Raw genomic sequence first — 25,181 nt, 5'->3', positions numbered from 1 at the left:
ACTGGGCCGACCGCGATACCCCACGGAGTCACAATGTCGATTGTTATCCGCGACGTGCGCGAGCACGAGCTCGATTCCGTCCTGGCACTGAACAACAACGCTGGTCTTGCGATTCTTCCGCTGGATGCAGCCAAGCTCCGCCGTTTCTACGAAACCGCCGAATATTTCCGGGTTGCCGAACGCGACGGCAACATGGCCGGTTTTCTGGTCGGCTACGGCAGCAACAGTGCGCATGACAGCTGCAACTTCGCCTGGTTCCAGCAGCGCTACCCCAGCTTCTTCTATATCGACCGCATCGTGGTGGCCAGCCGCCGCCGCGGCGGTGGTGTCGGCCGCGCGTTCTATGCCGATGCCCAGAGCTACGCTGAACTGCGCTACCCGCAGATGGCCTGCGAGGTGTTCCTCGACCACGGTGCAGATGCTGCCCTGCTGTTCCATGGCAGCTTCGGCTTCCGTGAGGTCGGCCAGAACACCATGCCCTCGGTCGATGTGCGGGCCAGCATGCTGCTCAAGGATCTGTGCAGCTACGAGTGGGTAAAAGAGACCTATGGCGACAACCTGCCCGACGTTCCCTGGGTAGGCAACACACGCCGGCTGCTGCAACAGCGGCCGACCGGAACCTGAGATGGCAGTGAATTTGGATTACGAACAGGCTGGTGAACTGAAAATCGGGCAGGTCGGCATTGCCAACCTGCGTATCCGCACCCTCGATGTAGCGCGGCTGAGCCAGGAAATGCGCGAGCGCGTGGCACGCGCGCCCAAGTTGTTTGGTCGCGCCGCGGTGATCCTGGATTTTGGCGGTTTGAGTCAATTGCCCGACCGCGCCACCGCCCAGGAGCTGGTCAACGGCCTGCGCGACGCCGGCGTACTGCCGGTCGCCCTGGCCTACGGCACCAGCGAGACCGAGACCCTGGCCCAGCAACTGGGCTTGCCCCTGCTGGCCAAGTTCCGCGCCCAGTACGAGCGCGCCGACGCCGAACCGGCCGCCGCCCCGGCGCCCGCAGCAGCCCCAGCCGCCACCGCGACAGCAAGCAAACGCGCCTCGGCAGCCGTGCCCGCCCCCGCCGCGCAGGCCGCCACCGAGGCCGCCGCGCCACAACCAGGGCGGATGCAACTGGCCACAGTGCGCTCCGGCCAGCAGCTCTACGCCGAGAATTGCGACCTGACCGTACTCTCAACAGTGGGTGCCGGCGCCGAGGTCATCGCCGACGGCAGCATCCATATCTACGGTACGCTGCGTGGCCGCGCATTGGCCGGTGCCCAGGGCAACACCAGCGCACGCATTTTCTGTCGCGACTTCCATGCTGAATTAGTCGCGATTGCAGGACGGTATAAGGTACTGGACGATATTCCGGACAATCTGCGCGGCAAGGCCGTGCAGGTATGGCTGGAACAGGACCAGATCATGATTGCTGCGCTGGATTGACGCAGCTCCCAAACATATTCAGGAGAGATCCTTTGGCTGAAATCATCGTAGTCACTTCCGGCAAGGGCGGCGTGGGCAAGACCACCTCCAGCGCCAGCCTGGCCTGTGGCATTGCGCGGCGCGGCAAGAAAGTTGCCGTCATCGACTTCGACGTCGGCCTGCGCAACCTCGACCTGATCATGGGCTGCGAGCGCCGGGTGGTGTACGACTTCGTCAATGTCGTCCACGGCGAAGCCACGCTCAAGCAGGCCCTGATCAAGGACAAGCGTTTCGACAACCTGTACGTGCTGGCCGCCTCGCAGACCCGCGACAAGGACGCACTGAACAAGGAAGGCGTGGAGAAGGTCCTCAAGGACCTGGCCGCCGACGGCTTCGACTACATCATCTGCGACTCCCCGGCCGGCATCGAGAAGGGCGCGTTCCTGGCGATGTACTTCGCCGATCGCGCCGTTGTCGTGGTCAACCCGGAAGTCTCCTCGGTACGCGACTCGGACCGCATCATCGGCCTGCTCGACTCCAAGACCGCCAACGCCGAAGCCGGCAAGCCGGTACCGGCCTACCTGCTGCTGACCCGTTACAGCCCCTCGCGGGTTGAAACCGGTGAAATGCTGAGCATCACCGACGTGGAGGAAGTGCTGGGGCTCAAGGCCATCGGCGTCATTCCCGAGTCGGGCGACGTGCTCAACGCCTCCAACAAGGGCGAGCCGGTCATCCTGGACAACGAATCGCCGGCCGGACAGGCCTACGATGACGCGGTGAGCCGCATCCTGGGCGAAGACCGCCCGATGCGCTTCATCTCGGTTGAGAAGAAGGGCTTCTTCAGCAAGTTGTTTGGAGGATAAGCATGGGACTGCTCGACTTCCTGAGACAGAAGAAGACGACCGCCGAAACGGCGAAGAACCGCCTGCAGATCATCATCGCGCAGGAGCGCAGCACCCGCGGTGGCCCGGATTACCTGCCCCTGCTGCAGCGTGAGCTGCTGGAAGTGATCAAGAAGTACGTCAACATCGACGCCGATGCGGTCCGCGTGGACCTGGTCAAGGATGGCGCCAACGACGTGCTCGATATTTCCGTGGCCCTGCCCGACGACAAGTAACCAACAACCCGGCGGCTGCGGCCGCCGGGGCTACCGTGCCCGTGAACGAAAGCCCTGCCAGCGCCCCGACCCACCCCGTCCTTTGTGTGGGTGATATCCAGTGGAATGACGCGCAGGCCCTGCTCGCGCGCCACGGCCTGCGCCTGAACCATGTTGCCGCGGGCGAGAAGATCCCCGGCAGCTACTGGGGCGAACCGGAGGCCGGCATCATCGCCTGCGATGTCTATGTCCGCGACGACACGCCGGTGCATTCGATGCTGCACGAGTCCTGCCACCTGATCGTGCTGCCGCCCGAGCGCCGCGCACAGGTGCATACCGACGCCACCGACTCGGTGCCCGAGGAAGACGCCACCTGTTACCTGCAGATCGTGCTGGCCGGGCAATTGCCGGGCGTAGGCAGCGCGCGGCTGATGGCCGACATGGACAGCTGGGGCTATACCTACCGGCTGGGTTCGACCCGTGCCTGGTTCGAGCAGGACGCCGAAGATGCCCGCCAATGGCTGGTTGAGCGCGAGCTGCTGCCGGCCTGACGAGGGCGACTGCAGGAGCAGCGTAAGCCGCGAAGCAGATGGACCAACAGGTCCAGCTGTTGTCAGCCATCACGCATTGCCAGCTTCGCGGCTTACGCCGCTCCTACAACCGCCCCGCCCATGCACCGCTAGCGCGGCCTGGAACTGCTCATATCCAAAGTGACGCGGGTGCCACGCTCCGGCTGCGAATGGATATCCAGCCGCCAACCCAGGTGATCACATAGCCGCGCGATCAGGTCCAGGCCGATGCCCGCGCCGGGGTTGCGCTCGCCCTTGCTCATGCGCGCATAGACCTGCGCGACTTCTTCCGGACTCATACCGTGGCCAGGGTCCTCGATGCTCAGCACCGCATCGGCGGAGATACCCATACGCACCACGCCACGATCACTGTTTTCGATGGCGTTGCGCAGCAGATTGCCAATCGCGGCCTGCACCACCGCCAGCGGCGCAAGTATCCGGCACGGCGCCGCTTCCACCAGCTCCAGTTCCAGTTCCTTGCCCTTGGCCAGATAGCGATGGTCCTCGGCGATTTCCGGCAGCAGTTCTTCCAGCGCCACCAGTTCACTCATCGCAGCCAGTTTGGCCGGGTCGCGCGCAAGCACCAGCAGCAACTGGATCAACTGCTCCATGCCAGTGGAGGTACTGCGCACGCGGAGCAGCTGCTGGCGCGCCCTTTCCGGCAGGCCCGGCTGCTCCAACGCCAGCTCGGCGGCACCACTGATCACCGCGATCGGCGTGCGCAGCTCATGGCTGGCGGTGCTGATGAAGGCCCGCTCACGCTCGACGAAATGTTCATTGCGCTGCAGGTAGTCATTCAAGGCACCGGCAATCACTTCCAATTCGGTGCTTCCACGCCGGTCCACGTAAACGCGCTGCCCGCGACGTTCGGGGCTCAGTTTGGCGATGTCCTGCGCCAGCACCGACAGCGGCCTTACCAGCCGGGTCATGCCCACCCAGGCCATCAACAGCGTGACCAGCAGCAAGGCCACGCCAGCCAGCAGCGCCCAGCGGGTGATGAAATGCTCCAGCTCGCCGAAATCGGAAATATCCAGTGCCAATACCACCCGACCGAAGTCGGAGGTATCGCGCACCATCACCGCCATGTCCTTGCCTTCCAGCAAGGCCCCGTCGTGCAAGCCGGGGTGCAACTTGGCCAAGCCTTCGGGAACACCTGCCGGCACATGCGTCGCGTAGAAACGCAGCGTGTCCGAATCCTGCCAGTGGTAGTTCGGGTCGCTGCGCATCTGGCCGATGATGCTGTCCAGCTCGGTATTCAACAACGAACGCCACACCGCATGTTCGGCATGCTCATGCACATAGTTGGCGGCACTGAATACCGCCAGCGTCACCAGTGCCACATAGATCGCCAACCAGCCCAGCAGCTTGCGGCGCAGGGTGCGGCGTGTCATCGCGCGGTACCTGCCGCCGGCGCGGACAGCCGATAGCCCACCCGCGGCAAGGTCTGCAGCAGCTTCTCATCGAACGGGCCATCAACCGCGCGTCGCAGCTCGTAGATATGTGAGCGCAGCATGTCGCCATCGGGCGGCTCATCGCCCCATAGCGCGTACTCGAGCTGGTCGCGGGTGACCGCGGCCGGGCTGGCGCGCATCAGCACTTCCAGCAACTTGCGGCATGCCGGGTACAGGTGCAGCACCTGGCCGGCGCGCTGGGCCTCGAAAGTGGACATGTCCAGCTGCAGGTCGTGTACCTCCAGCACCTTGCGCGGGTTGCGCCCATGGGTACGCGCCAGCACCGCCTCCAGCCGCACTTCGAGCTCGGGCAGGGCGAAGGGTTTGGTCAGGTAGTCATCGGCGCCGGCCCGGAAACCGGCGATCTTGTCAGGCAGTTCGTCGCGGGCGGTGAGCATGATCACCGGTACTTCGGAACGGAACTCCTCGCGCAGCTTGCGCAGTACCTCCGGGCCCTCCAGACGCGGCAGCATCCAGTCCAGCAGAATGGCGTCGTAACTCTGGGTGCCGGCCAGGTGCAGGCCGGTGATGCCGTCCGGGGCGACGTCGAGCGTGTGCCCGCGCGCTTCAAAATAATCGAACAGGTTGGCGATCAGATTGCGATTGTCTTCAATGACCAGCAGCCGCATGCGGGCGTGACCTTGCTACCCCGGGCCGGGGCATTACCGACGTATCCTAGCGCCGCTACCGTCGGATTGTCGTCGGAACACCGCCGAAACCGGCCAGCTGCCGGTTTCGACGTGTTTCCAACGTCGTCTGCGCCATCATCCTGCCAGCCTTCGACACCGAGCCGCCTGTGCACCCAACTCCGCCCCGCGCTTCCCGTACGAATCTCTGGTTCGCGATCCTGATCGCGCTGATCGTGATCAGCCTGCTGGCGGGCCTTGGCATGCGCTCCCCCAACCCGCCGGACGAACCCCGCTTCGTGCTGGCCGCACGGCATATGGTGGAAACCGGGCAGTGGTTGCTGCCACATCGCGGCAGTGAGTTGTATGCGGAAAAGCCGGCCACCTTCATGTGGATCCAGGCAGCCACCTACAAGGTGATCGGCGACTGGAACCTGTCGTTCCTGGTGCCGTCGCTGCTGGCCGCGCTGCTCACCCTGTGGCTGACCTGGGACATGAGCCGGCGCCTGTGGAACCGCCAGATCGCCCGCTATGCGGTGGTCGGGCTGTTTGTCTGCATCCAGTTCGGGCTGATGGCCAAGCGCGCGCAGATCGACATGGTGCTGGTCGCCATGACCACCCTGGCGCTGTGGGGACTGGTACGGCACCTGCTGCTTGGCCCCAACTGGTGGGCACTGGCGCTGGCCGCCTTTGCCGCCGGCGCCGGCACCGTGACCAAGGGCGTTGGCTTCCTGCCATTGCTGATGCTGTTGCCGTGGCTGGCCTGGCGCTGGCGCCACCCACAGGCCGTTGGCCCCGGACGCAGCTGGGGCTGGTGGCTGTTGCTGCCGGCCTTCCTGGCCGGCACCGCGATCTGGCTGGGTCCACTGGTCATTGCCCTGCTGCAGAACCCCGAGCCGCACCTGCAGGCCTATGCCAAGGAACTACTGTTCAAGCAGACCGGCACCCGCTACGCCAACGCCTGGCACCATCACCAGCCGCTCTGGTACTACCTGCAGGTGATGGCAACGCTGTGGCTGCCGGGCAGCCTGCTGGTGCCCTGGCTGCTGCCCGCCTGGTGGCGCCGCTGCCGCCGTGCCGATCCACGCTACATCCTGCTGCTGGGCTGGGCGCTGCTGGTGCTGCTGTTCTTCAGCGCCAGCCCGGGCAAGCGCGAGGTCTACATCCTGCCGATGCTGCCAGCCCTGGCAGTGGCGGCGGCGCCCCTGCTGCCGGGCCTGCTGCGGCGTACCAGCGTGCGCTGGCTGTTGCTGCTCTACGTGCTGCTGCTGGCCATCGCCACCCTGGTGGTCGGCTATGGCGCCTTACACGGTGATGGCTGGGCACAGCGCAATGCGATCAAGCGCGCGATCGACCCCTGGGTGCTGCCGCAGATAGGCTGGTGGCTGATCGGCTTCGGTGCCGCCTCGCTGCTGCTGGTCGCGGTGCTGCGGCTGCGTCGTGCCGGCCTGGCGGTGGTATTGAGTACGGTGCTGCTGTGGAGCATGTATGGCCTGGGTGCGATGCCGGCACTGGATCCTTACAGCTCGGCCTCGTTGCTGATGGACAAGGTGCGCGAGCGGATCGGCCCGGACGCGCAGCTGGGCATGGTCGCCTGGCGCGAACAGAACCTGCTGCAGACGCATCCACAGGCTACCGATTTCGGCTTCAAACGGCCTGTCGCCGAGCAATGGGAAGATGCAGCGCGCTGGGTCACCGCGGACCCGCAGCGGCGCTGGTTGTTCGTGCTGGACAAGGCCATGACGCCCTGCGCCGACCGCAGCCAGGTCATCGATATCGGCAGCGCCAATCGCAACAACTGGCAATTGCTGCCTGGCACCGCCCTGCACGCCGACTGTGTCGCCAAGACCCATGGCGTGGTGGTTGGCGGCGATGAAGCAGTCGAGAACAGCGGCGACTGAACATTCCTGCGGCAAGCCACTAACGGCTTGCCGCCTTCACATCGGCAGCTGCTGCTGACGATGCTGAAGCTTCGACATAATTCCCACATCACTCCGACCGCGCTCCGACAGCAGCGGTAACAGCATGTCGCCATCCTCCTGATGGTCTGCATGCTCCATGCCCCAGTCGCCCGCTCCGCTCACCGCCCCGCTTCAGCCAGCCAGCCGCACGCGCTTCGCCGCGCAGGCGCTGTGGCTGCCGCTGCTGCTGGCATTGGCAGCCAGCGCCGCATTGATGGCAGGTGGCGGCGACCAATGGCTGGCCGATCAGCTGTTCCAGCTGCAGGGCCAACAGTGGGCCGCCAAGAATGCCTGGTGGAGTGCCCACCTTGTTCACAAGGGCGGCCGCAACCTGAGTTTCCTGATGGCGGCGCTGGTACTGCTGGCGCTGATCCGCAGCAGCCTGCACCCGCGCTGGAAGCCGCTGCGGCGGCCGCTGGGCTATCTGCTGCTGTCGGTTGCCCTGTCCACCGGCATCATCGCCCTGCTCAAGTCCTGGACCCATATGGACTGCCCCTGGGACCTGCAGCGCTACGGCGGCCTGCGGCCGTTCATCGGCTTGTTCGAACAGCGCCCGGTACTGCTTGGCCATGCTTCCTGCTTCCCCGGCGGACACTCCGGTTCGGCCTACGCATGGATAGCGGCTTACTTCTTCATGTTGCAGGTACGGCCGCAATGGCGTCGTCCGGCACTGCTGATCCCCTTGGCCATCGGCATCGTGTTTGGCCTCACCCAACAGTTGCGCGGTGCCCATTTCCTGTCGCATGACCTGTGGTCGCTGGCAATCAGCTGGTCGGTCGCGGTGCTGTTGTACGCATGGATGTTTGCGCCGTCCCTGGCCACTGCACGGGCGCCCCGCCCGGTCACCACCACCGCTGGAGAAACCGCATGAGCACCACACTTTCGCGCCCGCAAAGCCTGCGCCTGAGTTGGGACCGCCTGCGCGCTTTCCGCCCTGAAATCAGCACCGAAATGCTGATCCTCGCCGCCAGCCTGTTCTTCGCATTGGCCTGCAACAGCCTGTTCTGGCGCAGTGCGATGGCGGCCAACCCAGGCAGCATGCTGTTCGCGCTGTCCTTGTGCGCGCTGCTGGTCGGCGTGCATGCGCTGCTGTTGAGCGTGTTGCTATGGCGGTGGAATGCCAAGGTAGTGCTGACCGTGCTGTTCATCACCACTGCCTTTGCGGTGCACTACATGAGCAGCTTCAACGTCTACCTGGACGCGGACATGCTGCGCAATGTACTTGCCACCGACCGCAAGGAAAGCAGCGAGCTGATGACCCCGGCGCTGATCCTGCCGTTGCTGGGCTACGGCCTGCTGCCGACGCTGCTGCTGTGGCGCCTGCGCCTGCGCAAGCGCAGCTGGGGCAAAGCCCTGCTGTGGCGCGGTGCCTTCATTGCCGGCGTAGTGCTGGTGACCGGCGCCGGAGCGATGGCTTCCTTCCAGGACATATCGGCGCTGATGCGCAATCACCGTGAAGTGCGCTACCTCGCTACGCCGGTGAACTACCTGATCGCGCTGAAGCAGAATCTGGCCAGCTCCAGCCCGATCAAGAAGCAACCCAAGCAGGTGATCGGCACCGACGCCAAGGTGCTGCCGCGTGCGGCCACCAGCAAGCCACGACTGCTGGTGCTGGTGGTGGGCGAAACCGTGCGTGCGCAGAACTGGGGTTTGAATGGCTATGCACGGCAGACTACGCCGGAGCTGGCGCAAACCGGTGCGGTCAACTTCCCCGACATGCATGCCTGCGGTTCCAGCACCGAGGTATCGCTGCCCTGCATGTTCTCGCCGTATGGCCGCCACGATTACGACGAGAAAAAAATCCGCAACCATCAATCCTTGCTGCATGTACTGGAGCATGCCGGCATCAGCACCTTGTGGCGCGACAACCAGTCCGGCTGCAAGGGCGTATGCGATGGCTTGCAGATAGAGCGCCTGGACGATGCCAAGACCCCCGGCCTGTGCGCCGATGGCCGCTGCATGGATGAAATACTGATCGACAACCTGGCCAGCCAGGTACGTGCCAAGCCGGGCGACCGGGTGGTGGTGCTGCATCAGCTGGGCAACCACGGCCCCAGCTATTTCCAGCGCTACCCGGCGCAGTTCCGCCAGTTCGCCCCCACCTGCGACACCCCGGACCTGGGCAAGTGCGACCGCCAGGAGATCGTCAACAGCTACGACAACGCGATCCGCTACACCGACCATTTCCTGAGCCGCACCATTGCTGCCTTGCGCGGCCTGGACGACTACGACACGGCGATGATCTACCTATCCGATCACGGCGAGTCACTGGGCGAGAAGGGTTTGTATCTGCACGGCATGCCGTATGCGATCGCGCCGGAAGAGCAGACCCGCGTGCCGATGGTGATGTGGTTCTCGCCGGGATTCGTGGCCGACCGCGGACTGGACATCCAATGCCTGCGCCACCGCGCCGGCCAGCGTACCGAGCAGGACAACCTGTTCCCCTCGGTGCTGGGCCTGATGCAGGTGCAGACGTCGGTGTATGACCGGTCGCGGGATGTGTTTGCTGGATGTGCGGGGCGAGATGTTTGAGCCGGCTTGAGGGTTGAGGGAAGCGCTGAGGCGGTGGTTGGGTTGGGTCGGGTTGGCATCGCTTTTGGCTTTTGGCTTTTGGCTTTTGGCTTTTGGCTTTTGGCTTTTGGTTTTTGGCTTTTGGTTTTTGGCTTTTGGTTTTTGGCTTTTGGTTTTTGGCTGTTGGCTGTTGGCTGTTGGCTGTTGGCTTTGGCTTTACCTTCCCTTCTCCCGCCTGCGGGGGAAGGTGCCCGAAGGGCGGATGGGGGGAAGCTTCTGCAGTTGCCTGCTTTAAATTCCACTGGTGCTCCATCAGCTTCGCGGCTTACGCCGCTCCTACACCGTCTGCTGGAAGGTGCCCGAAGGGCGGATGGGGGGAAGCTTCTGCAGTTGCCTGCTTTATGTTCCACTGGTGCTCCATCAGCTTCGCGGCTTACGCCGCTCCTACACCGTCTGCTGGAAGGTGCCCGAAGGGCGGATGGGGGGAAGCTTCTGCAGTTGCCTGCTTTATGTTCCACTGATGCTCCATCAGCTTCGCGGCTTACGCCGCTCCCACAAACTGGTGCTCCACTAGCTTCGCGGCTTACGCCGCTCCTACAAACCAGGGCTGTTCCGCTCTCCTACACAGCCGGCCGCCGGCGACCTGGAGCTGTCATGACCACCTTCCCGCAATGGCTTCCGTGGGCGCTGCTGTCGGCCGTGTTCGCCGCGCTCACAGCCATCTTCGCCAAGCTCGGCCTGCAGAACATCGATTCGGACATGGCGATGCTGCTGCGCACGGTCATCATCAGCCTGGTGCTGGCGATGTTCGTCGCGGCCACCGGCAAATGGAGCAACCCGCTGCAACTGCCCGGCCCCACCGTGGCCTGGCTGGCGCTGTCCGCCTTGGCCACCGGCGCCTCCTGGATGTGCTATTTCCGCGCACTGCAGCGCGGCCCGGCCGCGCAGGTGGCGCCGGTGGACAAGCTCAGCGTGGTGCTGGTTGCCCTGTTCGCCGTGGCCTTCCTGCATGAGCGCCTGGGCTGGCGTGAATGGCTGGGGGTGACGATGATTGGCGGTGGCGTGCTGCTGATGGCGCTCAAGCGCTGACCTTTGTCCACTTGCGGCCCGGCCGCTGCCCCTCTAGCCTTCGCCGGTACTTACAACCCGGGGTTTGCTGTGAAGAATCGTCATTTGGTCCTGGCCGCCGCCGTCGGCGTGGCCGTGCTCTCGTTGGCTGCCTGTAAAAAGGACGCCGCCACCGACGCCGCCAAGCCGGCCACCACCCAGGCCGCACCGGCCGAAAGCGCCGACCAGTTCATTGCCCGGGTCAATGCCGAATACAAGGCCATGTACCCGGAGATGACCTCGGCGCAGTGGCTGTCGTCCACCTATATCAACGACGATTCGGCACGCGTCGCGGCCAAGGCCAACGAGCGCTGGCTGACCGTGCTCAACGGCTGGATCGAACAGGCCAACAAGTACGAAGGCCAGCCGATGAGCGCCGACACCAAGCGCGCCATCAGCCTGCTCAAGCTGATGACCTCGATGCCTGCCCCGCGTGACCCGCAGAAGCTGGCCGAGCTGGCCGGCATCGCTACCAAGCTGGAAGGCGACTACGGCGCCGGCACCTATTGCGTGGGTGAAGGCGACAAGCAGAACTGCCGCCAGCTTGGCGACCTGGAGAAGGTACTGGCCACCTCGCGCGACTACGACAAGCAGCTCGACGCCTGGCAGGGCTGGCAGTCCACCGCCGTGCCGTCGCGTGCCAACTACCAGCGCTTCGTCGAACTGGTCAACGAAGGCGCACGCGAACTCGGTTACACCGATGCTGGCCAGATGTGGCGCAGCGGCTACGACATGCCGGCCGAAGAGGTTGGCCCGGAAACCGATCGCCTGTGGGGCCAGCTCAAGCCGCTCTACGAACAACTGCACTGCTACACCCGCGCCAAGCTGGACAAGGAATACGGCAAGGACAAGGCCGAAGTGGGCGGTGGCATGATCGCCGCGCATCTGACCGGCAACATGTGGCAGCAGGACTGGAGCAACCTGTGGGACATGACCGCGCCGTACCCGAACGCGGGCAGCCTGGACATCACCGCTGCGCTGGAAAAGCAGTACCAGACCAACCTCAGTGGCGCCCTGGCCAAGGCCGGTGGCAGCGACCCGGCCAGCCGTTTCAAGGCACAGCGTGAAGCCGAACTGGCCACCGCCAAGCAGATGACCGAGCGCGCGCAGGACTTCTACGTGTCGCTGGGCATGCCCAGGCTGCCGGACAGCTACTGGCAGAACACCCAGTTCATCAAGCCGCTGGACCGCAACGTGGTCTGCCATGCCAGCGCCTGGGACATGAACATGGGCGGCGACGGCAAGGACGTGGGCCCGGACGTGCGCACCAAGATGTGCATCACCCCGAACGAAGAAAACTTCACCACCATCTACCACGAGCTCGGCCACATATATTACGACCTGGCCTACAACCCGCTGCCGCCGTTGTTCCAGGGCGGCGCGAACGACGGCTTCCACGAAGCCATCGGCGACACCATCGTGCTGGCGATGACGCCGAAGTACCTCAACTCGATCGGCCTGGTCGATGCGCAGCAGGAAAGCCGCGAAGCCACCATCAATGCGCAGATGCGCATGGCCATGTCGGGCGTGTCGTTCCTGCCGTTCGGGCTGATGATCGACCGCTGGCGCTGGGGCGTGTTCGATGGCTCGATCAAGCCTGACCAGTACAACCAGAAGTGGTGGGAACTGAAGGCCCAGTACCAGGGCGTGGCCCCGGCCACTGCCCGCGGCGAGGAGTTCTTCGATGCCGGTGCCAAGTACCACGTTCCGGGCAACACGCCGTACCTGCGCTACTTCCTGGCGCGTGTGTTGCAGTACCAGTTCTACAAGGGCCTGTGCGACGCATCCGGCTATACCGGCCCGCTCAACGAGTGCAGCTTCTATGGCAACAAGGAAGCCGGCCAGAAGTTCTGGGCCATGCTGAGCAAGGGCGCCAGCCAGCCGTGGCAGGCCACGCTGAAGGAACTGACCGGCACCGAGAAGCTCGACGCCGCACCGATGCTGGAGTACTTCTCCCCGCTGCAGGAATGGCTGAAGCAGCAGAACGAAGGCCAGATGTGTGGTTGGCAGGCGGCAGCTCCGGCACCCACTGCTGCTCCAGCAGCTGCGCCGACGCAGCCGTCGGCACCGTAAACGCAGCAACTGATGAAACAAGCAAAGGGCGCCGCGATGGCGCCCTTTGCTCATCCGCTGGCGCTGCATTTGTCTCAAGGCGAACTGCCTCCAGCAGGAAAACAATGGCGCAACAGGCAGAGCTGGCAGCCCCGCAGCACGCCACGATCTGCCATTCGCCCGCCTTGACACATCCGCATGCCGTGGCATCGTTACCCGGTAACTTCGGGAGATACGAATGAAGTTCGTAGCAGGTCTTGCTGCATTCGCTGTCCTTGCGATCCCGCCCAGCTCGGCGCTTGCCGTCGATGGCACCGGTACCGGGCAGATACATATCGGCATCGCTGATGCGAGCAGCACGTTTGGCCTTGCATTCACGCCTCCCGCCGAAGAAGGTTGGGCAAGGAATGGTTCCGGAACGAGCACGACGCTTAGCTGGAACGCGGATTCGGCTTCGGACAACCGCAAGATCGAAGCCTATATGACCCGTCTCGACGCACCGATATCGCCCATTTCGGGCTACATCAGGACTGTCAGAGACAATCTTGAACAAGGCTACGCCAGCAGCCCCCGCTTCAAGATCAGCTCACTTCAAGTGGACGAATACCCTGCGGATCCACGCTGCGCAAAAGTCCATCTCCTGCTTGAGGCGCGCCAGCCCTCAGCGGATGGCCAACGGCAATGGAGCGAACAGTACGCCTTGTCATGCGGCTCACTGCAGTCCAAAGGCATCGGCTATGAATTGCGTTACTACCATCGCTACACCGATGCCCACCGCGATGACCGGCTGGAAGCGAAAGCCGATGCAGTGCTGAAAAGCCTGATCATTGACGGCAACTGATCTCCACTGCGCCTTGCTGTTCCACCTCCGTGGAGCAAACGCAAGGCAATGGAAAAAGCAGCATGCGAGGAACCAAGCGGCCCTACTCCGCCCTGAACATCACCGGCATATTCAGCGTCACCTCGTCCACACCGGCCGCCGTTTCCCCGGGCGACACACTCCAGCCCAAGGCCGCTTCGCGGGCGGCCTTATCCAGCAAGGCGTTACCACTGCTCCTGGCGACGCTGACCCCACGGACCTCGCCTGATCCGGCCAGCCTGATTGCCAACATCACCGTACCGCCCGCTTTTTCGTTCCAGGCAGCGGTGGGATAGCGTGGCGGGTTGAAACGCGCCTGGCGCGCTACCAGCTCCTGCAGATGCTGCACGGTGCGCGGCGAAACCGGGCGTGGCGCCGGCGCTTTGGCCGCTGCTGCCACAGGCTCCCTGCCCGGCACCATGGGCGGGGGCGGCCAGTCGGGAATTTCCTCCACTGGCTGCGGCGCTTCGAATCGCACCTGCACGCGCCGCCGCTCGCCATCCCCGGCAATTGGCCTCAGCGCTTTCCAATTGCGTGCGCCCCCCCGCACGGCATCATCCAGCGCGGGGTCGCCGCTGCTGCGCTCGATCAGGACCGAGCTGATGCTGCCATCGGCCAGCACGTCCACCGCCACCAGTACGCTGCCACCACTGCTGAGGCCAGATGGCGGAAGCCGCACAGGACGCTGTTGCTGTTCGAACCCCGCAGACGGCAGATCAACCCGGACCAATTCATCGGCAGGCTGCACCGTCACTACCGAGGGCGGTGTCGGCCGCGGCAACGGCAACAAGCCCTTGCCGGTGCTCACGAACTGCGGCGCGGGCAGGACCTGCTCCGGCGACGTCTTTCCCTCTTCGGCCGCAGCGCTGCTCTCGCCCGAAGCGGACGCGGTGTTGCCGATGATCGTTGCAGCACGCGCCTTCAGCAAATCCAAACGCAGGCGCGAGCCATCGGGCAGCAAGCGGGTGCTGATCCGCATATCCGATTGAAACAACATCTCATCGCTGATCGACATCGTCATCGCGGAACTACCGGATCCAGCCGAGCGCCGCAACTGGTCGGCAAGCAGCAAAGCCCCCAGCGCCACTTCTTCGTCGGCGTCCACGATGGTGGCGGCATAGCTGGACCAGAATTCGGCGGACTTGGGTGCATAGCCGAGGATGGCCTCCTGCAGCCGAATCAGGTCAATGAGTTTTTCCTCCAGCAAGCCATCGTCGTCCGACGCCGCATCCTCAGCGGAACCGCGCTCGGCCTTCAGCCGCAACGCAAACGCAAGCATAGCCATGTCCTGCAGCAGCACCCGCCGCCCGGCGATATCCACATCAGGGACGGCCTGCCACATTGATTTCAGCGCGGCATGGCGCTGCCGGCTCAGCATTTGTTTTGTTTCCCTGCCCGCCGGCATGTCGAAAGTGGCATTGAACCTGTCACGCGCAGCATTAAACGCCTCGCGGTCACCGCCAACACGCACGCCCCTGCGCGCCCATAGCTGCAGTTCGTCCAGCCCGGCATCTACCCGCTGCTGATCCTGACGCGCCGCAGCCCGGGCAAGCGCATGCACTTTTCCGGCAGCGTCTCGCTCGTAGCTGCTGCGTGAATACCATTCGGGAATCTCGGTGCGCTTGGCCGCAGGCGAACCGCCAGCAACGTCGGCGCTCAGCGTTCCCTCTTCCGGTATTACGACATACGGAGACAAACGGGTGGCAAACAGCAGAAAGGCAAACCCAACCCCCACAACCAGCGCCGCGCCCGCGTACTTGTGGGAGTGGTCCTTGACTGCCACACGCAGCAGCGCACCTACCGAAACCAGGCTGCCCACCAGCACGCCAGCGCGGAACGCTGCCCTGCCATCCGGCAATACACCGGTGGCGAACCGATGCCCGATCCATTCGACTCCGCCATAGATGTAAACACCCAACCAGCCGGCAAACACCACCACGAACAGCAGCATCAGCAGCGCGACGAAGATACCGATGGCGATCTTCATGGCCGCTTGCTCAAAATCAACACCGGCACGCAGACGAGGAACAACAACACCGCAGCCAGCAGCAGGCCGCTCTGGAAGCCCAGCCCCAGGGTCAACCACCAGCCCGGATCCTTGTCCGCCAAGTAGTCACGATAGGCCGTCATTCCCCAGGTGGTGGCCCAGCCCAACAGCACCGGCCCGATCACCGCAAAGAACACCCGCATGCCCAGCCCAACCGGCTGTGTCGCCGGTGCCGCAGGCGCAGCTGCGGTCAAGGCGGCAGCGACATTGGGCGTGGCTGCGCGGGTCCGGCGTGTCGTGCGCGTCGTTTTTCTGCCGGCCGGCGTCGTCTGCCTTGCCCGGGTCTGCGCGGCACGTGCGCTGCTCGCCAGCAACTCGGCACGCGCACAGCCCGCGCACGGCATGCCATCGAAATGCTGATGCGAGCCGTCCCTTACGCACTTCACCAACAAGCCGTTGCTGCGCCGCGCATAGCGCAGCAGCAGCGACGACCATTCGGCCGCGGCCGGTCGCCGCCGGGCCTGGCTGGCGAACGCGCGGTCGAACATGTCACGCAGCTCGGCTGGAAATGCCGCATGGCCACTGACCGGCGATGGCAGGATCCGCGTATCGCCACTGCCCTGCGCATAAGGATAGAGATGGGCGGCAATCCGCCCCGGCAGATCACTGGGTAGCGTCGCGCCATTGGGCCTGCCGCTATAGGGATGCAGGCCCGAGTTGAGCAGCTGGAACACCATCACCGCCAATGCAAACCTGTCCTGCGCCTCTTCCTCGCCGGCGGCGACGCCGCGCTGCTGGAATTCGGCAGCCAGGTAGTCGGTGGTGACTTGCTCGGACAGAAAACGTTCGCCCTTGCCCTGGATGCTGAAGCCATCGCAATCCAGCATCGCGATGAACAGGGACTTGCGATAGAAGCGCACATTGAGCGGCTTCAGATCTACCACGTAATGCTGGCGCTCATGCAACGCAGCCAGCATCACCGCCAGATTGGCGGCCAGCGTCATCTTCGGGCCCAACGCGGTCGGCAAGCCCTCCTCACGCGCCTGCCGCTCCTGCAGTACGTGTTCCAGATCACTGGTTGCGGCGACATCCAACACCGGCATGGTGAAACCCAGAAACCCCCGCGCCTTGTCGCGCAGCAGGCCGGTGGGCCAGGCAATCTGCACCTGACGCACGCCCTTGTCCTCAACATCGGGCAGGTCCGGGCGCAGCTCCAGCATCGCCCGTACCTTGCGCTCGTAGACCTGGCCACCCTTGTCGGAGTGATAGAGCTTGGCGACTTCGAGCGGGCGTTCCTTGATCAGGAACACGCTGCCCGCACCACCGCTCTTGAGCAGCCGGCCCAGCGTCAGCGGCGTACGCTGCTCGTCGTAGATGGTGTCGCCGGCTTGTGCGGCCATGCGCCTAGACCGGCAGCGCCACCAGCAACGTCTTGTCGTCGCCGGTGATGTGATCGGTGCGCGGATCGGACAGCGTCGCCTGCAAGGCCTGGCTGCCATGGGCGGCATCCACACCGCCCAGATAGCGCAGTACCGGTGCGATGAAGGGCTGGAACAGGCCACTGCCATCGCGTGTCATCGCAAACGGCTGCACGCCATCGGACATCAGCACCACGGCCTGCACGCGCCCCTCAAAGCGGGTCAGCCGCAGCTGCTCACGCCAATTGCCACCGGTGACGAACCAGGTCTCGTTGGCGTATTCGCCATTGGCCGGCAGCGATACCGCCGGCGCCTGCGGCGGCGCAAACTCGCATGCCGCAACACCGTCGCCCACATGGAAGAACCAGCCGCCGCCGGCGTCGGCCACAACCCCGACCAGGGTGCAGGCGTGATCGGCCAGTGTCAGCTGTTTGCCCGCAGCCATACTGGCCAGTTGCTCGCGGGCATCGATGATCGCCGCCTCGATGATTGTGCGCAGCGCATCCACCGACAGCGCAGCAGGATTGCCGCCCAGCTGGCGATGCGCGGCAATCGCCGCCACCACTGCCGTGGACACCGTCTTCGCGCCCGTATCACTATGCGTGGCCGAGCCTGCGCCATCACAGACCGCCGCAACCAGCACGCGCCCTGCGTAAGCCGATGCGAACGCGTCCTGGCATGGCTGCCCGCGATCAAGATGGGAGCGCCCCGTGGCCGATGCGGCCATCACCCGCCAGCCCATGTTCAAACCGTCACGTGCGACCAGCTATCGGTCGACGGCAGCTGTACCTGGCCACCGGGCGTGGAGTTGGACACCACCCGCATGCTGGCACTGAGCCACATGAACAGTTCCTTGAACTGCAAGCCCTGCAGGCGCTTCACGCCGCGCTCGCCATTGCGGCTGAACTGGCCAAGCACAGCCATATCGGCGTTGCCCACACCAATCGGGAACACCGCCACCTTGTTCTGCTGCTCGGCATCGCGGCAGCGCTCGGCCACGGCTTCCCAGGCATCGGTGGGGTTGCCATCGGACATCAGGAACAGCCAAGGCCGCGTATAGGCCACCCCGGCCTGGCGGAAGCGCGCCTTCTCGTCTTCGATTTCCTGCAAGGCCAGCTCCACCGCCGCGCCGGTCGGCGTGGTGCCGTTGGCAGAAAGCTCGGGCGCGCTGAAATCCATCGCGTCACACCAGTCACCGGTGATCGCCGCATTGTCCATGTCGCCGTATTCGATCAGCAGCACGCGAACGCGCTTGGCGGCGATCACATCGCCTTTCAGCTCCTGCTCCAGCAGCTTCAGCCCGGCATTCAATTGCGCAATGGGTTCCCCGCTCATGCTGCCGGAACAATCCAGCACCAGAATCAAGGGCGTGCGCTGCTCGCTGTTATCAACCAGCGATACATCAGGAATAGCTGCAACAGACATCAGGTGTGCCTCCATGCTCAGGGGACGTCGTGGCCGGATTATAGCCATAACTGCGTCTGCGGCTTTTGACGACCCCCCAGGCCCTGCCCGTACCCGCCACGTCCACGCAGCCGCTCGCAACTGCCGAAACCGGCCTATCGCCCCTGCGTCAGGTCGCCATGGCTGCGCTACCATCCGCCACAACGGGGCGCTGCGAACCATGGCCCCCTCACCCGCGACCGGGCTGGCCCGGCAGCACAACAGGAGTACCTGGCATGACCTGGATCATCGCGGTTGCTCGTTGGCTGTTTGCGCTTTTCTACATCTATGTCGGCGCCAGTTGGTTCTCCTATAAATTGTTCGGCACCGCGTGGCCGGACCACAAGGAAGCGCCTGCCGCCAAGGCGCTTACCACCGCGCTGACCGACAGCGGCATCGTTGATCCGCTGATCGCATCGGCCTGCCTTGCCGGCGGCCTACTGTTGCTGTTCCGGCGCACCGCTCCGCTGGGCATCGTCGTGCTCGCGCCGCTGGTGGTTGGCATCTTCATCTTCCACCTGTTCCTCAACCACGATTGGCCGTGGGGAACATTTCACCTGTGCTACCTGGGCTTGCTGGCGTGGCTGTATCGCGCAGGCCTGCGGCCCTTGTGGAATTTCCAGACGGCTCCCATCAGCAAAGCGCATTGACGTCGATGAGATTACTCACCCGCATGTCTGTCGTGCTATCGATATTGCTGATGCTGGTGGCATGCAGCTCCGCGCCTGCCCGGGGTCCATCCGAAGCAGAGGACGCGGCCATCAAGGAAAACTGCGCGCTTGCCCGGGAAAGACAAAACGAAATCGCCATCGCGCATTGGTGCGACAAATCAGCGGTGCGTTGAAATCCAGCAGGAACTCCGGCTCCCGGGTGCGCGTCGCTTACCCGGGCTACGCCTGCCGCACGCCAACCTGTAGTGTCGAGCCATGCTCGGCAGAGGCCTCACCGGTAGGCCAGAAGCAGCACACCAAACCTGCACGTGCTTCGCGGCTTACGCCGCTCCTACAACAGGCCATGCAGCTCCACACTTGCCCGGGAAAGACAGAACGAAATCGCCATCTCGCATTGGTGCGACAAATCAGGGAAGCGTTGAAATCCAGCGGGAGTTCCGGCTCCCGGGTGCGCTGCGCTTACCCGGGCTGCACCCGTCGCACGCCAACGTGTAGTGCCGAGCCATGCTCGGCAGAGGCCTCACCGGTAGACCAGAAGCAGCACAACCAAACGTGTTCGTGCTTCGCGGCTTACGCCGCTTCTACAAGAGGCGGCGCAGCCCATCGGGCCATCACCAGCGGTTACAGACGACAAGGGCGCCAATGGCGCCCTTGTCGGTTTCAAACCTGTGCGCAAGCTCAGTGCGTACCGGCAGCAGCCTTGCCTTTCGCGCCCAGCTCGCCGGCAAGGTTGCGGCGGTAGGTATCGAAATCGACCCCCTGCTCGGCGGCTTCGGCATGCGCGGCGTCCTTGAGCGCGTCCGAATACATCAGGCGTACCGGGGTTTCGTTGTTCTCGTGCCACTCGGCGGCCTGCATGATCAAGGCCAGCACGCGTGCAGCGCTGGTGGTCTCACCGGCAATCTTGCCATCCATGCCCAGCACCCATTCGCCATCACGGCGGACGATACCGGCCAGCAAGGCGCGATGCTGGTCGCGCAATTCGGCATGCGGCTCCACCTTGGCCTTTGCCGGCGGATTGGCTTCGGCCTGGTTGCGCTCGCGCTCGGCCAGCTTCTTCTTCGCCTCGCGGCGGCCTTTGGATTGGATCGACATCAGTTGTTCACTCTTTGAACGGCCGCCGGTGATGGCGGCGCGGTTATTGTCCCCGATACGGGGAGAAATTCATGTCAGGACGCGTTCTCGGCGCGCTGGGCGCGCAGGCTGATGCGCTCCCACTTCCACATTGCCCAGCTGCCAAAGGCGAACAAGGCCGCGCCAATCGCCAGGGTCAGGCCACTGCGGCTGAGCAGCGGCGAAAGCACGCCGGCGATGATGGCATTGGTGACCAGGGTGCTGAAGGCCTGCATCGACGAGGCCGTGCCACGCTGGCGCGGGTACATGTCGAGGATGGCCAGGGTCAGGATCGGGAAGATCAAGGCCACGCCGAACGAGGTCAGGGTCAGCGGCAATACCGCCCACGGCACCGTCATTTCAGTGGCGAAGGCGTTGTAGCTGATGTTGTAGACCGCCGCCACCGCCATGAAGCCGTAGCCGATACGCACCGCGCGGGCGCCATCCACCCGCCCTGCCGCACGCCCGGAGGCATAGGCGCCCAAGGCCATGCCGCCGATGGTGGGGATGAACAACCAGGCGAACTGGCGCTCGTTCATATGCAGCAGATCGAGCACGAAGGCCGGCGCCGAGGCGATGTACAGGAACAGCCCGCCGAAGCCCAGCGAGCCGGCCAGGGCCAACCGCAGGAAGCGCGGATTCACGCCGATGCTCACGTAGTCCTGCAGCAGACGCTTGGGGTGCAGGCTCAGCCGCGCATGCGGCGGATGGGTTTCCGGCAGCCAGATGCAGGTGATCAGCAGCAACAGTGCCGAGAACCCGACCAGGAACCAGAAGATGCCCTGCCAGTGCGTCCAGCCCAGCAGCCAGCCGCCGATGATCGGGGCGATGGCCGGGGCAATGGAGAAAATCATCGACACCTGGCTCATCAGCCGCTGCGCGTCATCGCCGTCGTACAGATCGCGGATCACCGCGCGGCCGATGATGTAGCCCACGCCAGCGGACAGGCCCTGCAGGAAGCGGAACAGCAGCAGCGTGCCCATGTCAGTGGAAAGTGCGCAGCCGACCGAGGCGGCAATGAACACCACCAGCCCGCCGATGATCACCACCTTGCGACCCAGCGCGTCGGACAGCGCGCCATGCACCAGGCTCATCAGCGCGTAGGCCAGCAGGTAGACGCTGATCACCTGCTGCATGGCCAGTTTGTCGGCGCCCAGATCGGCACCCATCTGCGGGAACGCGGGGAACACCGCATCGATCGCGAACGGGCCGAACATCGACAGCCCCGCCACCAACAAGGCGATACGGCGCAATGAAACCTGCTTGCTTGCTTCCATGGTGTTCAGTAACCAGCAACGGCACCAGCGCGGGGCCGGTGCGGGGTGAGAGACCAGATGAACAGGGCTGGGCGCCGGCGGCGCCACACGGCCATGATGCGGTAATTTGTCCGGACATTCATCCGCTTCAGGTAGCGGTTCCGGGCTGCCCGGCCGTGCGCGTGCAAGGCGCGCGTTTGAAACCGGGACGTAGATGGTAATCCAAGCCGCCGCGCGGGTCTGCCCCGGGCCATACCGGGCTATAATCGGCCCGCTGTACGAACAAGGTGGGAGAAGCGGTTCACCCCGCTGCCGAAGGCGCAAACGCCCGTAATCGCTCAGGCCCGATACCACCCGTATCAAAACTCTGGAGAGACCGGTTCAATCCGGCGCCGAAGGTGCACGAAGCGCACGATCCTCGTCGCGTCGCTTCCAAACTCTCAGGCAAAAGGACAGAGGGGCGCGAGGTAAGCCACCAGCTTGCCGGCTGTGGTGTCGCGTATGCGGCACCCGGGCGGCTGCGCGGCAGACCTGGCCCACCGCCCCTGCCCTGCATGCCTTCTCCGGACGTCAGCCATGACCCAGAACACCTCTTCGCTGCGCGAGCTCGAACACAACTCCGCGTTTGTCGACCGCCACATCGGCCCCAACGACGCTGAAATCGCGCAGATGCTGCGCAGCGTTGGCCATGATTCGCTGGAAGCGCTTACCGATGCCATCGTGCCGGGCTCGATCAAGTCGCCGGCACCGCTGGCGCTGCCCGAGTCGCTGACCGAAGTCGACGCGCTGGCCAAGATCCGCGCCATCGCCGACAAGAACAAGGTGCTGCGCAGCTTCATCGGCCAGGGCTATTACGGCACCCACACGCCGAACGTGATCCTGCGCAACATCCTCGAAAACCCGGCGTGGTACACGGCGTATACGCCGTACCAGGCGGAAATCTCGCAGGGCCGGATGGAAGCGCTGATCAACTTCCAGACCATGGTCGCCGACCTGACCGGCATGGAAATCGCCAACGCCTCGCTGTTGGACGAAGCCACCGCCGCTGCCGAAGCGATGACCCTGGCCAAGCGTTCGGCCAAGTCCAAGTCCAAGGTGTTCTTCGTGCAGGACAGCGTGCACCCGCAGACGCTGGAGCTGCTGCGCACCCGCGCCGAGCCGATGGGCATCGAGTTGCAGATCGGCAAGCCGGCCGAGGCACTGACCGCCGACAGCTTCGGCGTGCTGCTGCAGTACCCGGACAGCCTGGGCCAGATCGGCGACTACAAGGCGCTGGTCGAGGCCGTGCACGCCCGTCAGGGCCTGGTCGCCGTGGCTACCGACCTGCTGGCACTGACCCTGATCGCCGCCCCCGGCGAATGGGGTGCGGACATCGTGGTCGGCAACAGCCAGCGTTTCGGCGTGCCGTTCGGTTTCGGTGGCCCGCACGCTGCCTTCATGGCCTGCCGTGATGCCTACAAGCGCTCGATGCCGGGCCGCCTGATCGGCGTCTCGGTCGATGCCGAAGGCCGGGCTGCTTACCGCCTGACCCTGCAGACCCGCGAGCAGCACATCCGCCGCGAGAAGGCCACCTCCAACATCTGTACCGCGCAGGTGCTGCTTGCCGTGATGGCCTCGATGTACGCCGTCTACCACGGCCCGCAGGGCCTGCAGCGCATCGCCCGCCGCACCCACCGTCTGGCCGCCATCCTGGCCGCCGCACTGCGTGGCAAGGGCGTTGCGGTCGGCAACGATTTCTTCGACACCCTGCACATCACCGGCGTTGATTCGGCTGCACTGAAGGCCAAGGCGGAAGCCGCCGGCATCAACCTGCGCATCATCGATGCCGGCTCGGTCGGCATCAGCCTGGACGAAACCGCCACCCGCGCCGACGTGGTTGCGCTGGGCCAGTTGTTCGGCGCCAGCGTCGATGTTGACGCACTGGATGCCAGCACCGCCGACGCACTGCCGCAAGGTCTGGTCCGTACCAGCGAGTTCCTGTCGCACCCGGTGTTCAACACACACCACAGCGAGCACGAGATGCTGCGCTACCTGCGTTCACTGGCCGACAAGGACCTGGCGATGGATCGCACCATGATCCCGCTGGGCAGCTGCACCATGAAGCTCAACGCCACCGCCGAGATGATCCCGGTGACCTGGCCGGAATTCGCCAACATCCATCCGCTGGCACCGGCTGATCAGGCGCTGGGCTACAAGGAATTGATCGACGGCCTGGAAGCGATGCTGGTCGAATGCACCGGCTATGACGCGGTAAGCCTGCAGCCGAACTCCGGCGCGCAGGGCGAATACGCCGGCCTGCTGGCGATCCGTGCCTATCACCGCTCACGCAACGAGGGCCATCGCGATGTCTGCCTGATCCCGGATTCGGCGCACGGCACCAACCCGGCTTCGGCACAGATGTGCGGCATGACCGTGGTCGTGACCAAGACCGACGGCAACGGCAATGTCGATATCGAGGACATCCGCCGCAACGCCGAGAAGTACAGCGACCGCCTGGCCGCTATCATGATGACCTACCCGTCCACGCATGGCGTGTTCGAGGAAGAAGTGGTCGAGATCTGCGAGATCATCCACAAGCACGGCGGCCAGGTGTATACCGACGGTGCCAACATGAACGCCCTGGTCGGCGTGGCCAAGCCCGGCAAGTGGGGCTCGGACGTGTCGCACCTGAACCTGCACAAGACCTTCTGCATTCCGCACGGCGGCGGCGGCCCGGGCGTTGGCCCGTGTGCGGTCAAGTCGCACCTTGCCCCGTTCCTGCCGGGCAAGCTCGGTGACAACGGCCCGGTCGGCATGGTGAGCGCCGCCAGCTTCGGCAGCGCCTCGATCCTGCCGATCAGCTGGATGTACATCGCGATGATGGGCACGGCCGGCCTGCGCAAGGCCACCCAGGTTGCCCTGCTCAACGCCAACTACATCGCCAAGCGCCTGGCCCCGCATTACGCCACCCTGTATACCGGCCGGAATGGTCTGGTGGCGCATGAGTGCATCCTCGACGTGCGTCCGCTGGAGAAGACCTCCGGCATCGGCGCCGAGGACGTGGCCAAGCGTCTGATCGACTTCGGCTTCCACGCCCCGACCCTGAGCTTCCCGGTCGCCGGCACGCTGATGGTGGAACCGACCGAGAGCGAATCGCAGCACGAGCTGGACCGTTTCATCGACGCGATGATCCAGATCCGCGAGGAAATCCAGGCCATCGAAGACGGCAAGCTGGACCGCGAGGACAACCCGCTCAAGCACGCTCCGCACACTGCCGGTGCGGTGTCGGCCAGCGAGTGGACGCATGCCTACCCGCGTGAACTGGCCGCCTTCCCGCTGCCCTCGCTGAAGCTGCAGAAGTACTGGCCGCCGGTTGCACGCGTGGACAATGTGTACGGCGACAAGAACATCATGTGCGCCTGCATTCCGGTGGATGCGTACAAGGAAGATGTCGAGGCGTGATCGGGGCTTGATTGCCTGATGGCGTGAATGAAAACAGCCGGCGAAAGCCGGCTGTTTTTTTGTGTTGATTGGGGAGCTGGAGCGCCGGATGTTTCTGGAGCGGCGAAAACCACAGATGACAAGGTTTTGGGCTTCGGCTTCGACTTCGGTTTCTGCTTTTGCTTCTGCTTCTGCTTTTGCTTCTGCTTTTGCTTCTGCTTTTGCTTTTGCTTTGG

At 64.5% G+C, this 25,181-nt stretch carries 21 protein-coding genes and 1 riboswitch; of the genes, 13 read left to right on the top strand and 8 right to left on the bottom strand.

Features of this window, described 5'->3' with window-relative positions; genetic code table 11:
- Positions 1 to 33: 33 nt before the first annotated feature.
- The 5 genes from ABB27_RS16945 to ABB27_RS16925 are packed head-to-tail and all read left to right on the top strand — an operon-like array spanning position 34 to position 3,052.
- Positions 34 to 624, top strand: a complete 591-nt coding sequence (locus tag ABB27_RS16945; RefSeq protein WP_057630113.1) for a GNAT family N-acetyltransferase — start codon at positions 34 to 36, stop codon at positions 622 to 624.
- Between the two features lies 1 nt (position 625).
- A complete protein-coding gene (gene minC, locus ABB27_RS16940) occupies positions 626 to 1,426 on the top strand; it encodes a septum site-determining protein MinC (protein WP_057630111.1) in 801 nt (266 codons plus the stop codon).
- A 32-nt stretch (positions 1,427 to 1,458) separates the two neighbouring features.
- Positions 1,459 to 2,268, top strand: coding sequence for a septum site-determining protein MinD (gene minD, locus ABB27_RS16935; protein ID WP_057630109.1), 810 nt, complete (start codon positions 1,459 to 1,461; stop codon positions 2,266 to 2,268).
- A 2-nt stretch (positions 2,269 to 2,270) separates the two neighbouring features.
- Positions 2,271 to 2,522 carry a cell division topological specificity factor MinE gene (minE, locus tag ABB27_RS16930; RefSeq protein WP_057630107.1) on the top strand — a complete coding sequence of 84 codons (252 nt, stop codon included), beginning with the start codon at positions 2,271 to 2,273 and terminating at the stop codon, positions 2,520 to 2,522.
- Positions 2,523 to 2,563: 41 nt separating this feature from the next.
- Positions 2,564 to 3,052, top strand: coding sequence for a hypothetical protein (locus tag ABB27_RS16925; RefSeq protein ID WP_057630105.1), 489 nt, complete (start codon positions 2,564 to 2,566; stop codon positions 3,050 to 3,052).
- Positions 3,053 to 3,180: 128 nt separating this feature from the next.
- Here the strand turns inward: ABB27_RS16925 and ABB27_RS16920 are convergent, their stop codons facing one another.
- Together ABB27_RS16920 and ABB27_RS16915 are read right to left on the bottom strand one after the other, a co-directional pair.
- Positions 3,181 to 4,461, bottom strand: a complete 1,281-nt coding sequence (locus tag ABB27_RS16920; RefSeq protein WP_057630103.1) for a sensor histidine kinase — start codon at positions 4,459 to 4,461, stop codon at positions 3,181 to 3,183.
- Positions 4,458 to 5,150 carry a response regulator transcription factor gene (locus ABB27_RS16915; RefSeq protein ID WP_057630101.1) on the bottom strand — a complete coding sequence of 231 codons (693 nt, stop codon included), beginning with the start codon at positions 5,148 to 5,150 and terminating at the stop codon, positions 4,458 to 4,460. The genes ABB27_RS16920 and ABB27_RS16915 overlap by 4 nt, the downstream gene beginning before the upstream one ends.
- A 167-nt stretch (positions 5,151 to 5,317) precedes the next feature.
- On the opposite strand from ABB27_RS16915, the gene ABB27_RS16910 reads away from it, so the two are divergent.
- The 6 genes from ABB27_RS16910 to ABB27_RS16885 all read left to right on the top strand — a co-directional run bounded on the left by ABB27_RS16910 (position 5,318) and on the right by ABB27_RS16885 (position 13,619).
- Positions 5,318 to 7,048, top strand: a complete 1,731-nt coding sequence (locus tag ABB27_RS16910; protein WP_057630099.1) for an ArnT family glycosyltransferase — start codon at positions 5,318 to 5,320, stop codon at positions 7,046 to 7,048.
- 157 nt (positions 7,049 to 7,205) lie between these two features.
- Positions 7,206 to 7,979 carry a phosphatase PAP2 family protein gene (locus tag ABB27_RS16905; protein ID WP_057630097.1) on the top strand — a complete coding sequence of 258 codons (774 nt, stop codon included), beginning with the start codon at positions 7,206 to 7,208 and terminating at the stop codon, positions 7,977 to 7,979.
- Positions 7,976 to 9,640: a phosphoethanolamine transferase gene (locus tag ABB27_RS16900; RefSeq protein ID WP_057630096.1), complete on the top strand. Its 1,665-nt coding sequence runs from the start codon at positions 7,976 to 7,978 to the stop codon at positions 9,638 to 9,640. The genes ABB27_RS16905 and ABB27_RS16900 overlap by 4 nt, the downstream gene beginning before the upstream one ends.
- Positions 9,641 to 10,273: 633 nt before the next feature.
- A complete protein-coding gene (locus ABB27_RS16895; RefSeq protein ID WP_057630094.1) occupies positions 10,274 to 10,708 on the top strand; it encodes an EamA family transporter in 435 nt (144 codons plus the stop codon).
- Positions 10,709 to 10,777: 69 nt separating this feature from the next.
- Positions 10,778 to 12,799, top strand: a complete 2,022-nt coding sequence (locus ABB27_RS16890; RefSeq protein ID WP_057630092.1) for a M2 family metallopeptidase — start codon at positions 10,778 to 10,780, stop codon at positions 12,797 to 12,799.
- 217 nt (positions 12,800 to 13,016) lie between these two features.
- On the top strand, positions 13,017 to 13,619 hold the full coding sequence (locus tag ABB27_RS16885) for a hypothetical protein (RefSeq protein WP_057630090.1): 603 nt from the start codon (positions 13,017 to 13,019) through the stop codon (positions 13,617 to 13,619).
- 82 nt (positions 13,620 to 13,701) lie between these two features.
- Here the strand turns inward: ABB27_RS16885 and ABB27_RS16880 are convergent, their stop codons facing one another.
- From ABB27_RS16880 to ABB27_RS16865, 4 genes are read right to left on the bottom strand one after another with little or no spacing between them, the layout of a single operon-like run.
- Positions 13,702 to 15,624, bottom strand: a complete 1,923-nt coding sequence (locus tag ABB27_RS16880) for an energy transducer TonB family protein (protein WP_057630088.1) — start codon at positions 15,622 to 15,624, stop codon at positions 13,702 to 13,704.
- Positions 15,621 to 17,024 carry a hypothetical protein gene (locus tag ABB27_RS16875; RefSeq protein ID WP_057630086.1) on the bottom strand — a complete coding sequence of 468 codons (1,404 nt, stop codon included), beginning with the start codon at positions 17,022 to 17,024 and terminating at the stop codon, positions 15,621 to 15,623. Before ABB27_RS16875 ends, ABB27_RS16880 begins: the two co-directional genes overlap by 4 nt.
- 4 nt (positions 17,025 to 17,028) lie before the next feature.
- Entirely contained in the window at positions 17,029 to 17,769 is a 741-nt protein-coding gene (locus ABB27_RS16870) for a PP2C family serine/threonine-protein phosphatase (RefSeq protein WP_244479264.1), read from the bottom strand.
- A gap of 17 nt (positions 17,770 to 17,786) precedes the next feature.
- Complete coding sequence (locus ABB27_RS16865) at positions 17,787 to 18,467, bottom strand: vWA domain-containing protein (RefSeq protein ID WP_057630171.1); 681 nt, start codon at positions 18,465 to 18,467, stop codon at positions 17,787 to 17,789.
- Positions 18,468 to 18,721: 254 nt separating this feature from the next.
- Between ABB27_RS16865 and ABB27_RS16860 the strand changes: the two genes are divergently transcribed.
- Complete coding sequence (locus ABB27_RS16860) at positions 18,722 to 19,135, top strand: hypothetical protein (protein WP_057630082.1); 414 nt, start codon at positions 18,722 to 18,724, stop codon at positions 19,133 to 19,135.
- A 699-nt stretch (positions 19,136 to 19,834) separates the two neighbouring features.
- Here the strand turns inward: ABB27_RS16860 and ABB27_RS16855 are convergent.
- Positions 19,835 to 20,251, bottom strand: a complete 417-nt coding sequence (locus ABB27_RS16855) for a hypothetical protein (protein ID WP_057630080.1) — start codon at positions 20,249 to 20,251, stop codon at positions 19,835 to 19,837.
- Positions 20,252 to 20,325: 74 nt separating this feature from the next.
- The gene (locus ABB27_RS16850) at positions 20,326 to 21,546 is read right to left on the bottom strand and encodes a multidrug effflux MFS transporter (RefSeq protein ID WP_057630077.1); all 1,221 of its coding nucleotides are present in this window, start codon (positions 21,544 to 21,546) and stop codon (positions 20,326 to 20,328) included.
- 336 nt (positions 21,547 to 21,882) lie between these two features.
- Positions 21,883 to 21,991, top strand: a riboswitch (glycine riboswitch).
- Positions 21,992 to 22,101: 110 nt separating this feature from the next.
- Here ABB27_RS16850 and gcvP point away from each other — a divergent pair.
- Positions 22,102 to 24,966 carry an aminomethyl-transferring glycine dehydrogenase gene (gene gcvP, locus ABB27_RS16845; protein WP_057630075.1) on the top strand — a complete coding sequence of 955 codons (2,865 nt, stop codon included), beginning with the start codon at positions 22,102 to 22,104 and terminating at the stop codon, positions 24,964 to 24,966.
- Positions 24,967 to 25,181: the final 215 nt, after the last annotated feature.

The organism is Stenotrophomonas terrae, assembly GCF_001431465.1.
GTDB classification, from domain to species: domain Bacteria; phylum Pseudomonadota; class Gammaproteobacteria; order Xanthomonadales; family Xanthomonadaceae; genus Stenotrophomonas; species Stenotrophomonas terrae.
Note: the sequence above shows the minus strand (reverse complement) of the source record. Positions and strands in the feature narration are given on the sequence as shown.